Genomic DNA, 13477 nt, shown 5'->3' on the forward strand with positions numbered 1-13477 from the left:
TATCCCATCAAAGCAGTTGGACGGTTACACGACAAGTTTCTGCTGGCGAAACTTCTTTTTCCCAACTTCGACGGTATTCCACCACCACTTCACCCGATTTAACCACTTTAAAGGGAAGTGTTTGGGTTCCACCTGCGCCAACCACCATAGGATCCGTATTCGAAGACTTAAAAACGCCGTCGTTCACTTGAACAGCTATGGCTTTGCTCTCTTCGGTTGGATACCACGCATAACCAGTAGAAGGATTCGCATTCAGACTCAATGAAAACAGATCACCCGCTTTGCCCGTAAAGGTTTTTCCACAAGCAACCACCACACCAGCATCCTCAGGTTGAGTGGGCGTTTTTTTGGACATGCATCCCATAAACACGCCCAGAAGGACGGGAACGAGCATGAATTGTTTTTGGTTTAAGATTGCCATAAATAAAAAGTTGAGCATTGCTTTATTGCATTTATTTAAAGTACAAAAAGAAGGGGCTTACGTCAAACGATCTTGCCAAGCACTTTTGGCGTTACCCAGAAGCATACATACGACACAACCTTATTTCCTCAACTTGCCCAAAATTCCCAATCTGCTTCCTCAAACAAACTTAAATTAGGATCAATTTACCCCAAATCATCTACGTTAGACATGTTTGCAAAAGAAGGTTATGGCATTATTGCCGTTTCATGTGTCCTGGCACTGCTATTAACACTGGTCGGAATTGGACTCAGCGGTGTAGTGGGCGCTTTTTTTTATGGATTGGCCCTTTTTTCCGTTTTGTTCACCCTATATTTCTTCCGAGATCCGAAACGAGTCCCGCCAGAGGAAGCCAAAAACGGATACTTATTAATGGCCCCAGCCGATGGTAAAATTGTGGTGAACGAAATCGTTCAGGAACCGCTCTATCTTAAAGGCGAAGCCCGCCAAATATCTATTTTTCTGTCTCCCTTAGACGTTCACGTAAACCGCTCACCCGTAAAAGGGCTTGTTGAATTTGATCAATACGTCCCCGGCGAGTATTTAGTGGCTTGGGAACCCAAAGCCAGTGAGCGCAACGAACGGTCCCAAATTGGGGTTTTACACCCAAGTGGACGCAAGTTCTTGTTTAAACAAATTGCTGGTTTTGTGGCACGCCGCATCGAGTACCACATCCGCCCAGGAGATCAGGTAGAAGCAGGCGAACGTTTTGGAATCGTTAAATTTGGTTCGAGAATGGACATTTTAATGCCAATAGATGTGCAGGTGGACGTCCAAATGGGCCAGCAGGTTTATGCTGGAATCACCATTCTGGGCCGCATCCCTCAATAACCGGAGTACGTTATGCCACAAAGCCGCTTTCGACGCCGTTTTCAAAAAGCGCGAAAAAAACCGCAGTTACGAGAACGGATTATAATCTATCGAGAGAACCGCTCCGACCGACCACGGAAACAAATTCCACGCTCCGTGGCCCCTTCCTCCCTTACGCTTCTAAACCTCTTTTGTGGTTTTTTAGCCATTGTGCAGGTACACGAAAACAACCTGTTGGCGGCTTGTTGGCTGATCATCATTGCTGGCTTGTTTGATTTATTTGACGGCATGGTGGCACGAATGGCCAACGCCACCAGTGAATTTGGGATCGAGTTGGATTCACTGGCCGATGTGGTTTCTTTTGGCGCTGCTCCCGCATTTTTGGTATATGCCTTCGACTTGCACACGCTGGGGGTTGTAGGTATGCTTGTTGCTGCGCTTCCGGCATTAGGTGGCGCCATCCGGCTCGCACGTTTTAACACCAATGCTTCCTCCGAGAAAAGTTTTTTCTTTTCAGGATTACCCATTCCTGCGCAAGCACTGGCAATTGTTGCTTTTATTTTGGCCTTTCACGATTTTAATTTTGCCGCACATTTCGAGTTTGGTAGCAAGTCTGTTCTGGTTCCTTTGGTCGTTACGCTTTCCCTTTTTATGGTCAGTACCATTCGGTTTGCTTCCATTCCCAAACCTACTGTTTCTTCAATTCGGACATATCCATGGCTATGGATTGGCTTCGGTATTTGTTTCATCCTTATTCTGATCCTACAAGATATAGGCATCTTTTTATCCATTGTATTGTACCTGATCGCGAACCTGATTTACGCACTCGTCACCCTTGTACGCACCCTTTGGGTCGAGACAGAACCGGAAACCACCCTTTAAAACCCAACACAATGACCTTTAAGGCACTTATTACCGTCATGTTGCGGCCCTCTATCTTAGACACACAGGGCAAAGCAGCAGAACATGCACTGGAGCAATTGGGATACCAACAACTCTCCCATGTCCGCATTGGAAAGCATATTGAATTGTTGGTGCAGGCAGACTCCGCTTTGGACGCCGAATTGATGGTGCGCAATGCTGCTGAAAAACTACTCTCGAACCCCGTGATGGAAAACTACACGGTTGCTTTACAGCCTGTTTAAACACCATGAAAAGCCTTTCTCCTGCATATATAGTGGCCTCTGGTATCAACGCTCCTTTAGAGGACATCTTAGAAGTCACCGATGTACAACTGGATCGCCCGTGGCGCGTAATCCTCTATAACGACAATGTGCATACCTTCGACGAGGTTATTTATCAACTTCAACTAGCAACGGGCTGTTCGATGGAACGTGGTGAACAACTGGCTTGGGAGGTGCATACCAAAGGAAAAGCCAATGTATATGAAGGAGAATTCGAGCAGTGCTTTCGGGTACAGATGATTCTGAAAGAAATCGAATTAGTCACCGAAATTCAAGGATAATCATCCGTCAAAACGGATACAGGCCGAGCCTAAATAGAGCACATCTCCCGGCTCCAAGGCCACCGACTGCCCTGTGGCTAATTTCTTGCTGGAAGTATATCCTGTCCGAAAAAAGCTGGTTGTTCCTTGCTCATTATAATATACAAACTTGTTCTTCTTGTTGTCGAACTGGATTTTGCCGTGCATTCGGGATACCGTATCATTAATCGAACGGTTTGCGTCGCCAAGAGGTAAAGCGTTCGGATCGGAGAAATAGATTTGGTTCTGGCGCACAAGATGTCCACGTGGATTCATGATTTCCTCTAGCCTACCAATATTATACGCCTGATTGGTTTGGAGTTTATAGGCAGTCTGGCCAGAAAGACCCTTGATCACGGTCAACAAACCCACTAACGTGGCAGCGGTGCGTTTTGCCAACTCTACATAGACCCGGTTTTCGGTAAAAGCATCGGCAATTTTAGCGGGTACTTCCGGATAGATGAGTACATCCACCTGAAAATCTTCCGGAACATTAAACCGTCCGGAAATCAGTTTTTCAAGCACGGCATCTTGGAGCGAAGGCGACAGGTCCGAGATGGCCGCCACATATTTTTGTTGTTCTTGCGGAGTTTCCGCCACAATATGTATCAGGGCCAAGTTATATGGTAACACCACACCACGCCTGCGATGTGGCCGCAATGTCTGCTCCACCAATTCTACCATTTCGTACCGAATCTCAAGCGTAGATTTTTCTTGAGGAATTAAGTTCTCGATGGCTTCCACCACATCTTTTGGTTTGCTTAACTTCCCAAACAACCGTTTAAAAAGTGAACCACCTTCTTCTTGGCTTTTCGGCGTGAGAGGTATAGGCGGTTCCAATGGGTTCATCACAACGGCAGCAGGGACCTGCTCTGGCCTCTTTCCTTCGTCCGCCTTTATTTCGTCTGTCGGTGGCTCACTTGCCGGATTCAGAACCAAGGTCTCAGGCTCTTCGTCTAAGGATTCATCTTGATTAGATTTAGGCTCATTCATCATGGCTCAGTACACGCTATTGGGTGGGATAATAGGCTTATTTAATTAGGCCCAAATTACGGGCAGCATCTATGATGGCACCTGCGATGGGTGCAACATCCCCTCCATGTTTTCCGGAATCTTCGGCGAGCACTGCCACCACCAGATGGCTTCCTTTGCCGTCGGGAACAAAGCCGACAAACCAAGCATGATCAAGATGTCCGGTTTGTTGGGCTGTTCCGGTTTTTCCAGAAATGGGCGAACGGTTTCCGGCAATGGACTTTGCCGTTCCCGTAGTTACCACCTTTCGCATCATGTTTTTAAGCAAAGCCGCCTGACCAGTTGTCAAAATGGTCTTCGGCGCTCCTACAAACGTGGTCTCTTCAAGAAAAAATCGCGGTTCTACTGCTTTGCCTTCATTGGCAACAGCCGCCGCCATCCGCGCCACATTAATAGGTGCCCCCACAACTTCCCCTTGTCCAAATCCAGCCTGTGCCAAGTTATGAAGGCTGTTTGCATACAGTCGTTCTAATTTTTGTTGTTTTTCAAATGCGCTGTTTCGAACCACAAAACCAAACGCATCCAAAACATATAACATTCCTTCAGGTCCCACACGATCGGCTGCCAAACTTGCAAAATAGACATTTCCGGAATATACAACCGCTTTTTCCATATCCACCACACCACTTGGCTCTCCTGACCTAAAATATCGTCCCCAACGGTTCCGTTGATCTACCAACACCGTCCAATTCGCAGCACCATCACCTCCTCTTCGGAAGGCCGCCATGGCTGTCGCCACTTTGAGGGTAGAGCCTGGAGGCTTAGACGCATAGAGTGCATGATCGAAGAGTGACACCTTAGACTGGGCCAGACTGGGGGAAATAAAGACTTCGTGGGGCAATGGGTACGATACCGAAGCCAGCAAGTCGCCCTTTTTGGCATCCAACACCACGGCCGAAACAATCTGATTTTTCTTCTGCAACCCCATTTGAGCAGTTTTAAGCCGCAAGACTTCCGCCACTTTTTGCTGAAGCCGTACATCAATGGTCAGCTTTAGGTCACGCTTTGTATTCAGAATTTTATCTGCATTTTTCGGATCCGCTCCCCGCAAGAAAGGTAATAACGGCGAATAATCGAACTTAACCACCGTATAGGTCGTATCGGTGCCATCTGCCAGCCGATGGGTGATCCTCCGGGCCACGGGCTTGTTATCATACCCTCTCAAGGTAGAAAGGTATCTATTTTCGGCATACAGGCCATTCGGAGCATTCCACTTTACCCGATTATTGAGGTCCCCCAGTAAATAAAAGGTGAGTGCCTCAAAAGGATAATGACGCTTAGGTGAAAGCAACTCATTTTTACTTAGTGGAAATCCAAGTTCCCGATATATTTTTTTAAAAGAAGTAAAAGCACTCGTATCCGAGGCAGCAAGCGGGATCCCATTCCGGTCATATATATTCCCTAAAGGCAGGGCGTCGCGAATGCGCAGCATACGTGGGTTATACGTATAACTTTTAAGGCCATCGGATTGTATGACGAGTGCTTGCTTAAGCGAAACCTCATCTGCTTGAATTAATTGAAGATACCCAACACGTCCCAAGACCAGCAACCCCAGCACCAAGAACGCATACCGTAAAGTTTGTATCGGTTTTCCGAAATCCTTTTCCTGAATTTGCCGAAATTGCTCCGACGGGTTTTGATTGGAAAGGCTCATCAACAATCCCGCAAAAACCAAGTGCATGATCACAGCCACCTTTCCATAACTGAGAAAGGGTGACACAACACCTGTTAGGGGCAACAATCCAAAAACCCCTCCCGCAATCAACACCAATTGGATCATCGTTGAAGCCACAATACCCAATCCTAGAAAAAGACTAAAGCGGGCATCGGTCCTTAAAGCAATCGCTAAACCACGATGAAAATATATGGCATAAAGCAAAACCACCGCCACCAAACCAAAGTACCCCAATTCCTCGCCAATCGCAGAAAGGATCATATCTGTATGGGCAGCGGGTGTATCTGCTGGAGAGCCATCCCCTAAACCCTGCCCCAACCAGCCACCCGCAGCCAGTGACCAGAATGAATATGCCAAATGATCTCCGCCGTCTGCTTCGTTATCCCAAGGAGAAAGCCACATCTCAATTCGCGAACCCACCGTTGGATTTAACTGATACATCACCCAAAATCCGGCGATAAGCAAAACTAAACCAAGCCCTAATGCCGCCCAATGATGCCGAGTAAAAGCATAGAGTACCAAGAAGGTGGTACAAATAACCAGGGCCGGACCAAGGTCTTTTTGTAAATAGAAAAACAAAAGGGCAAACGCTACACCAAACAAGATGGGCAACATCGCCTTTAGATTGGGCAAGCGGATGCCGGCCCACTCCACCCATATCGGTAGGTGCGCATCTAATTGGCGGATAAACTGCCATTTTCTGGCCAAATACCCCGCAAAAAAGATTAACAAGAACAATTTAATGATTTCGACAGGCTGGATCTCTGGCCCAAAAAACAGGAACAACCGCAAATTCACTTTGGCCGTACTCCCTTCTGGCCCAAAACCAATGGTGAGTAGCAGAAGAGAAATCAGCGCAGCCCCCCCTAACCACCAAAAACTCCGATTCCCCGTTTCGCTATAATCATACCCCCAATGCTGGATATCTATTAGGGACAAGGCCGTAAAGAAAACCAACCCTGCCCCGATGGCCAGAACAGTATCCCACCCCCTCAACAAATCCCGCAGAGGATCCGGAATGGCAAACATCATCAACAACCCCAGCCCTGTTAACATCATTAAAACGGACAATATATAAGGATCCCCATTAAACTGCCGAAAACGCCATACCACATGCACAAGCCAGAACAAGGCCAGAAACAAGCCTCCAAATAGAAAAAGGGCATAGGTAAAATCGTTAGGGTGTCGGACAACAACTTGGGGCTTAAGCCTTGAAAAAACAGCAGCTTCAATCAATCTTATGGTATGGGGTTGGGCCGTAAAATGTGCTTCTTCATGGTCTCGAAGGGTTAGATGACGGACACGGCGAAACTCCATATCCGGCTTCATGGCCAGCACGTAGTAGTCGCGATTGGCACCTAAGCCCTCGAAAACGAATTCGCCTGATGCATCGGTCCGGACGGTATCACGACGCACTTCGGAATCCAAGGTAACCAATGTCCCTGAAAGTGGATTGCCCGTCGCATCGCGAACAGAGCCGGAAATACGAAAGGGGCCTCCTCGGTGTCGGACAACGGATGGATATGATTTGGGGCGTCCCCGTTCCTGTGCAACCAATTTGGCGGAGAGACCTATTTGTTTCCAAGAATTTTCTAACCGCGCTTTTAGGCTTTCACCTCCTTTCTGTTCAATTTCGCGTGCAGGCACTTTTAACTTGTTCAGCGTTCCTACATTCGGGATTTCACCTGTCTGTGCGCGGTTAAAGATGGCATCTGCAACAAAACGCTGGTCTTTTGCATCCGGATACAGGCTTCGCATTACATCTCGCAATTCAGCCGGATTGTTCATCGCATTTAGGTTAATCACCTTTTTTTGGACCATTAGCTGTTCTGTCTCGCCAAATGCTTCTGTTTTGGTAAAAAACAAGGCGGCAAAACCAAAAACCATGGCCAGGGTTGCAAAAGCCAGCCAAAGAGCCTCTTGGCTCCGCAGTTCATGACGAAAGGGCATTTTTGCGTTCGTAACCGTGCGCTCTGTAAAGGTTGACATGGGCTATGCGTTCGAGTCCCGGATTTGCTGGATAAACAACCAAACCGCAAACAAAACAAAAAAGAATAAAAATAACAACTTAAACATAAGACCTAAAGGATAAAACTACATCCGAAAGATGAGTTGTACCTGACCTGCAAGAGATAATTCATCGCCAGATTGGAGGGGGTGCCAATGCCCCGGTTCCATGCGATGATGGTTAAGATACGTGCCAAAACGGCTCGTATCTTTAACGTAAAACGTATTGGTCTCGGGCGTAAAGTGAACCCGTATATGCTCTCGAGAGACCTCTCCATTCGTTTGAAGGGCCAAATCTACTCGACGGCTTCCGGGATCTAAACGACCAATAATAAAATCTTGTTTTACAATTTGGTAGGTTTGCCTTCCTGCAAGATCGGCATACTCTAAAAATGCAGAGGGGATGGCAGGTGAAGCAAGCATAGCTTGTGCGGAGGGCGTTGTATTGCCCGAAGAACGGGCTGGTGCCATTAAAGGAGCTACAATATTACGGGTAGGTTGATGGGCCATCTCTCCCAAACGTTCCTCTGCTTTGTCTCGATGAAGGCTCGCTTTTACGCCAATATAGCCCAATGGGGTATCCGCATCGTACACCGGATGAATATCCAAGTACCATGCTGCCACCGTGCGCTGATACACCTCCTTGACGTTCCCAATGGTTGCAGGTTCGGGCTTTCCCCAGAAGCGACTAATCCATCGTGCCATCCTCAAAAGAGGTGTTTTGTTTTGGCGCAGGTTCATGGCCCGCAGTTCTTTGTCTAACCGCGCCCGAATACGCTCATTCAAATACGAAAAAGTGGGCGCAATTTCTTTATACGCCGTAGGATGCAGCAATACTTGAAAGTGAATGGGAACCAAATAAGCCTCCTTATCAAAAGGTTCTGCACCATTTTTCATGGCTTCGGCAACCGTATCCACAATTTCTTGGGCACTGGGGCGACGGGATGTATCTTGCATAATGAATTGAAGTTTACGTGCATCTAATCCGAATGATACTTATTTATCGGTGGCTGTTCAATAGAAAAATCGTAAACAAACAATATTTCGTCACCGAGAGACGAAAAGTTTCAAAGGATAAACAAGTCGGTTTTTTACGGGATAAATATAACATGTCGGGCCTGCTGTTACCCAAATTAAACAATCCATCCCAAGTCTCCATCCAAAAATACGACAATCACATCCTTAAGGGTGTGTGTATGCCCCAAACAAGGCCGAAATGGGTAATAAAATCAGCTACTTGCGGTACCACAGATTATTTGATATATTCTCTATACCCACCCTGTTGCTCCGCCAGCCCTCCTGACTTTCCACCCAAAACGCATTGCACTTGCGCCTAAAATGAATTTTTATCGCAAGAACTATCAAGAGTCTGCACATTTTCCTTCGTCTGCAAAGAAACCATGTGGTCTGCTTGAAGACTACAACAAGAATCAGATGAAACAATATTCCTATGTGTAGTTTTTTTGATCTGGGGCACTTCCTATGCAAACAAAGAATGGGCCAACCACCCTTTCGGGCGTGCGCATCTATGTCCCACACCAAGGGCACCTACTGGGGTCCCCTATGTTCAACCAACCCTTTATATATGAGCTTATTCAACATATTTATCCTCCAAGCCCTCCTCACTTTCCTCCATCCTGCACCTGTTGCAACTGCCCAGTCCGCATCTAAACAATATGCTGTTATTGAAAAAGGACGGGCCATTGTTTATCCAGACTCCGTAAACGGAAAGTCCACCGCCAGCGGCATTGCTTATAACCCCAATGCTTTTACTGTTGCCCATCGCATATATCCCTTTCAGACCAAACTGCGATTGGTAAACCCAGCAACCAAAGATACGTTACAGGTCGTGGTAAATGACCGAGTGTCTTCACAATCCGAACTTGACTATTGGGTTACCCCGGCTGTTTCGGAAAGACTAAGGGTAAAAAAAACAACTATTCTACATGTTATAGCCGAAGACATATATAAGCCAATCGAAACAGACAAATTGGTTTCCGCCCCCCGACGAAAAACCTACGAAGCCGTTGGAAAAACGGCCGGAAAGGCGTTTCAGACGGGCGGTGCCAGTTTTTATGGCAACAAATTTAATGGCAGGCGTACCGCCAGTGGTCAACGATTCAATAACACAGCCTTCACTGCTGCACATCGTTCCCTGCCTTTCGGAACGATGGTCCGTGTGGTTAACCCCCGAAATGGCCGATCGGTTGTGGTTCGCATCAATGACCGCGGTCCTTTTGTCCGCGGACGGGTCATAGACCTCTCTGCCGCTGCAGCCCGCAAACTAGGTATTGGCGGTGTAGGGACAGTACACTTGTATCGCTTAGACCGAAAAGAGGTGGTCGAGGTGGAAGAAACCTTCGATGGCCATCCGGTTATTGAGCCTCCACACAAACCCGACGGGGTTTACACGATACAAGTTTTTAACCTGAAAGACCCCCAATTGGCGCAACGGGCCCTTACCTTTCAAGAAGGTTTTTGGCTAGAAACCGCGATTGTGGGGAGCAGCACCATGAATCGGGTGAACTACAATCGCTACGAATCAGAAAAAGAAGCCAAGATCGCCCTAGCATTTTTACAACTGAAAGGCTTCGATGGCTTCGTTAAAGCAATGCCAACCGAGGCGGCAAAGTAAAGAGGCTTACTCTGTTCCGGATTCAAAAGCCTACTTCATGCGAAGTGGGCTTTTTTCTTTGTCAGATTTGGGATTGACACTTATTCTAAGAAGTTTTATCCCTCAATGCTCTATCGAAACACAAAAAACCGAGTAAAAAATAGCATTTACTCGGTTTTTATTATTGTGCCCGAAGAGGGACTCGAACCCCCACGACATCGCTGCCAACGGATTTTGAGTCCGTCGCGTCTACCAATTCCGCCATTCGGGCTTAAATGGATTCATAATATACAGTTGTATTGGGCATATCGCAAGTCTATAGCTACAAAAAAAGTATCGGAACTTTTTCTTCATTCAAGTTTCCATCAGTTTGATCTTCCAAGCCCACGCCACAGCTTCGGATCTATCCGAAACGCCAATTTTTTCATAAATATTAGACAAGTGTTTGCGAATGGTATGAACAGAGATGCAGAGTGCATCGGCCATCGCTTCTATAGACAAGCCTTTGGCTGCGGCAATCAGAACATCGCGCTCACGGCCTGTTAATACATTATACGAATTTTCTGGCGTTGTATAGTTATTTCGGATTTGGCTTGCCGGATGTTGGGCAATATCGGGACGAGACCACCCGTTATTGTCTGATGCCACGCCCCGTACCGCTTCAACAATCGTATCAAGGGATTCCCGTTTACTTAGATAGCCTGTTACCCCAAAAGTAAGTACCCGCTTCACATAATGGGGACTTATATAAGCGCTTAAGATCAAAATTCTGGTTTTGAACCGCAGCTGAAACAATTTTTCGAGTACTTCCATACCATTAGCTTCCGGCATGTCCAAATCAAGCAACAAAACATCCGGTTCATGCTCCATAACGAGTTGGATGGTTTCTATACCATCTTTTGCCTCTGCCACCACCTCAATGTCTTTTTCCTCGGCCATTCGGTTACGAATTCCATGCCGCATCAAAGGATGATCATCTGCTATCAAGAGGCGAATGGGCATGGCAAACGGTATTATTTTACCCGAAACGAGTACACTTGGTTGTTTAAGGCCAATTGGTAGGCGCCGGAAGTCAGTCGGTCATTCAATTTAAGATAGAACCTATACGGACGAACGGCCATGGTACACATGACTTGGGTTTTGCGGCGTACAAGCAAGTCCACCCGGATGGTTGCGGAATCTCGTGTCTGTGCAACCTCATGGAGTTCGGTACAGCCGTCTGCCAGATACCCTTTGACCAACACTTCTACGGCGGCTCCTTGGCTGCTGGCATCTTCGGCCCGCACTTGAACTGTATCTACGGGTGCGGGTCCTATCCGATAGGCAGAGGCTGCATCTGGAGAAATCGGCTTGATAGTGGCGATTTGGGAAGCCTCTTCCGCCGGACGCCCTGAAGCGGGTATTAATGCGGTGGGCTGAAGTCCACTACAAGCGGCAATCAAGACCGCCATAAAGCCCATACTCAACCAACTGATAAAACGGAGAAACATGACGCAAACGTGTTAAGGTTATATTTTAAAGGAACCTAACAAATAGCGCGTTAAAGAGGCACGACGATCGGGCGAATGGCTTCTTTTCCCTCTTGAACAGGCAAAAAATATGGCTGTACGGAAGTACCCTTAACTCAGGAGAGCAATATGCGTTGTCCCATCCTGCACTGCTTCTTTGGGCGCATCTCCCCACAAGCGTTCCAACCCAAAATAGGTCCGTTTTTCCTCATTAAAGACATGTACGACCACATCAACGTAATCGAGCAATATCCACTCCTGCTGTTTGTATCCTTCACTACGCCAAGGCCTTTCATCCAGTACTTCCCGTACTTCTTCACGGATACCATCGGCAATGGCCTTGATCTGGCGCGGTGAATCGCCTGTACAGACCACAAAATAATCCGCAATGCCACTTACCTCACGAATGTCCATGACCACGACATCGGTTGCTTTTTTTCCGAAGGCCGCAAAAATCGCCTCTCGTGCAATATCTTTTGCCGGGGCTGCATTTTCCATTTTTTTACGCTCCGGTTGCCCGGATAAATCATTCAATGTTTCCATTCAGTTATCGTCAGTTCTAACTTCGTAAAAATTATGCCTGTGTATGAATCGTTTCCATTCCCTTGTGGGGCAACTTATTTCAAGCATTGGATGCCTTATTCTTCTATTTCGGTTGGAAGGGTTTTAGGTTTCGGTAGTCGTCGCCAAGCACGACCGTTACATCTAAAAAGGCATCCGGCACCACTTCTTGCCGAATACGATTAGTGGGGACGCCCAATAAATAGGCAATGCGTTCGGCATGTTCCTTCACCCCAGACCGATCTATGACCACTGTATAGGCTTCGCCTTTTTTTTCTGCGTTCCCGCTTTCTACCACATCAAAACCATAGTTTTCCAGATAAGTCCGAACATTTGCAGCCACATCTTTTACTTGTGTAGCATTCCGTATTTCCAATTGAATACGTTGCCCCATCAGATTTAGCGGATTGGCAACACGTTCGGGGCTGGTACTGGGCGTGATTAGCCGTGAAAGCAATGCCCATATCAAGACGAGCATCAAAAGAATGGCCAATACCAGACCGATATTTAATTTTTGGTCTCGCCAAAACGACTGTAAAGCGGAAGGTTCCATTCCCAAGTCAGAAAGGTGGCTGGTTAAGTAATGTTTCGAGTCAAATCAATTTCGGACGAGCCTGATGTCCGTGGGCGCATTTTTTGTCGGAAGATAGTTTATTTTGCAGGTCTATTGACAAGTTTAAAACAAAATAGGCGCAAGTTCCAGTTGTCCCTGCGCCCACATAGAGAATTACCAGTGTAATCACCAATTTCCATCCCCTAAAGAACCTGTTCCAACGCGTAGTCCCACACGATTTCCAAAGGGCGGGGTGTATCCAAATCGCGAAGCATCTTCATAGCCATATCCATAATAACCATAAGGTGCATACGGGTTTTGTTGAAAGGAGAGATTTAGCATTAGGTTTTTAGCGGGACGATACGACAAGGAGGCATTCCGTACAAAGACTTTAACATTGTCTTGCCCCATTAATTGCTGGGCGAGTGTGGTTTTTCCAAAAGGCGCGTGCAAGGCGCTTACATCCACATTCGCATCTAATTTTTGCCCCAAATTCCAGTTCATACTGGCAGTGTACATACCAGTCGTTAACCCCAAGCCTCCATAAGCGCCCGTACTGAGTTCGTAGCTATGAGAAAGCCGAAACTTATCTGGCGCAAAGACTTTAGACAAAAGACCCTGCGAATTAAAAACGGAACTGGTGGGGCGTAACTTGGCGGTATCTTTGCGCAATTGCGCCTGAGCAGCACCTACAAAGGTACCCAAAAAAACCAGTAGCAGCAGAATTATTTTACGCATAGCCCAAAGGTCTGAATGAATATGAACGGAATGGAT

At 46.9% G+C, this 13477-nt stretch carries 14 protein-coding genes and 1 tRNA gene; 5 read left to right on the plus strand and 10 right to left on the minus strand.

The window, feature by feature from the left end; genetic code table 11:
• Positions 1-7: 7 nt before the first annotated feature.
• Positions 8-394 carry a protease inhibitor I42 family protein gene (locus JNN12_03740; protein MBL7977428.1) on the minus strand — a complete coding sequence of 129 codons (387 nt, stop codon included), beginning with the start codon at positions 392-394 and terminating at the stop codon, positions 8-10.
• 237 nt (positions 395-631) lie between these two features.
• On the opposite strand from JNN12_03740, the gene JNN12_03745 reads away from it, so the two are divergent.
• Genes JNN12_03745 through JNN12_03760 form a run of 4 tightly spaced genes read left to right on the plus strand, consistent with a single transcriptional unit; the run spans position 632 to position 2735 of the window.
• Positions 632-1291 (plus strand): phosphatidylserine decarboxylase family protein, encoded by a 660-nt coding sequence (locus tag JNN12_03745; GenBank protein MBL7977429.1) that lies wholly within the window; start codon positions 632-634, stop codon positions 1289-1291.
• A gap of 12 nt (positions 1292-1303) precedes the next feature.
• The gene (gene pssA, locus JNN12_03750) at positions 1304-2152 is read left to right on the plus strand and encodes a CDP-diacylglycerol--serine O-phosphatidyltransferase (GenBank protein MBL7977430.1); all 849 of its coding nucleotides are present in this window, start codon (positions 1304-1306) and stop codon (positions 2150-2152) included.
• Between the two features lie 11 nt (positions 2153-2163).
• Entirely contained in the window at positions 2164-2415 is a 252-nt protein-coding gene (purS, locus tag JNN12_03755; GenBank protein MBL7977431.1) for a phosphoribosylformylglycinamidine synthase subunit PurS, read from the plus strand.
• Between the two features lie 5 nt (positions 2416-2420).
• Entirely contained in the window at positions 2421-2735 is a 315-nt protein-coding gene (locus JNN12_03760; GenBank protein MBL7977432.1) for an ATP-dependent Clp protease adaptor ClpS, read from the plus strand.
• On the opposite strand, the gene JNN12_03765 is transcribed toward JNN12_03760, so the two are convergent.
• The 3 genes from JNN12_03765 to JNN12_03775 all read right to left on the minus strand — a co-directional run bounded on the left by JNN12_03765 (position 2736) and on the right by JNN12_03775 (position 8424).
• Positions 2736-3749 (minus strand): FHA domain-containing protein, encoded by a 1014-nt coding sequence (locus tag JNN12_03765; protein ID MBL7977433.1) that lies wholly within the window; start codon positions 3747-3749, stop codon positions 2736-2738.
• 34 nt (positions 3750-3783) lie between these two features.
• Positions 3784-7449: an FtsW/RodA/SpoVE family cell cycle protein gene (locus JNN12_03770; protein MBL7977434.1), complete on the minus strand. Its 3666-nt coding sequence runs from the start codon at positions 7447-7449 to the stop codon at positions 3784-3786.
• A 105-nt stretch (positions 7450-7554) separates the two neighbouring features.
• Positions 7555-8424, minus strand: a complete 870-nt coding sequence (locus JNN12_03775; protein ID MBL7977435.1) for an FHA domain-containing protein — start codon at positions 8422-8424, stop codon at positions 7555-7557.
• 628 nt (positions 8425-9052) lie between these two features.
• Here JNN12_03775 and JNN12_03780 point away from each other — a divergent pair.
• A complete protein-coding gene (locus JNN12_03780; protein ID MBL7977436.1) occupies positions 9053-10102 on the plus strand; it encodes a septal ring lytic transglycosylase RlpA family protein in 1050 nt (349 codons plus the stop codon).
• Positions 10103-10268: 166 nt separating this feature from the next.
• On the opposite strand, the gene JNN12_03785 is transcribed toward JNN12_03780, so the two are convergent.
• The 6 genes from JNN12_03785 to JNN12_03810 form a co-directional block, all read right to left on the minus strand.
• Positions 10269-10352: transfer RNA gene (locus JNN12_03785), tRNA-Leu, on the minus strand.
• 83 nt (positions 10353-10435) lie between these two features.
• Complete coding sequence (locus JNN12_03790) at positions 10436-11083, minus strand: response regulator transcription factor (protein MBL7977437.1); 648 nt, start codon at positions 11081-11083, stop codon at positions 10436-10438.
• 11 nt (positions 11084-11094) lie between these two features.
• Complete coding sequence (locus tag JNN12_03795) at positions 11095-11571, minus strand: hypothetical protein (protein ID MBL7977438.1); 477 nt, start codon at positions 11569-11571, stop codon at positions 11095-11097.
• Between the two features lie 129 nt (positions 11572-11700).
• A complete protein-coding gene (rsfS, locus tag JNN12_03800; protein MBL7977439.1) occupies positions 11701-12087 on the minus strand; it encodes a ribosome silencing factor in 387 nt (128 codons plus the stop codon).
• Between the two features lie 148 nt (positions 12088-12235).
• Positions 12236-12703 (minus strand): LytR C-terminal domain-containing protein, encoded by a 468-nt coding sequence (locus JNN12_03805; protein ID MBL7977440.1) that lies wholly within the window; start codon positions 12701-12703, stop codon positions 12236-12238.
• Positions 12704-12889: 186 nt separating this feature from the next.
• The gene (locus tag JNN12_03810; protein ID MBL7977441.1) at positions 12890-13441 is read right to left on the minus strand and encodes a hypothetical protein; all 552 of its coding nucleotides are present in this window, start codon (positions 13439-13441) and stop codon (positions 12890-12892) included.
• Between the last annotated feature and the right edge of the window lie 36 nt (positions 13442-13477).

The organism is Bacteroidetes Order II. bacterium (genome assembly GCA_016788705.1).
Lineage (GTDB): Bacteria > Bacteroidota > Rhodothermia > Rhodothermales > UBA2364 > UBA2364.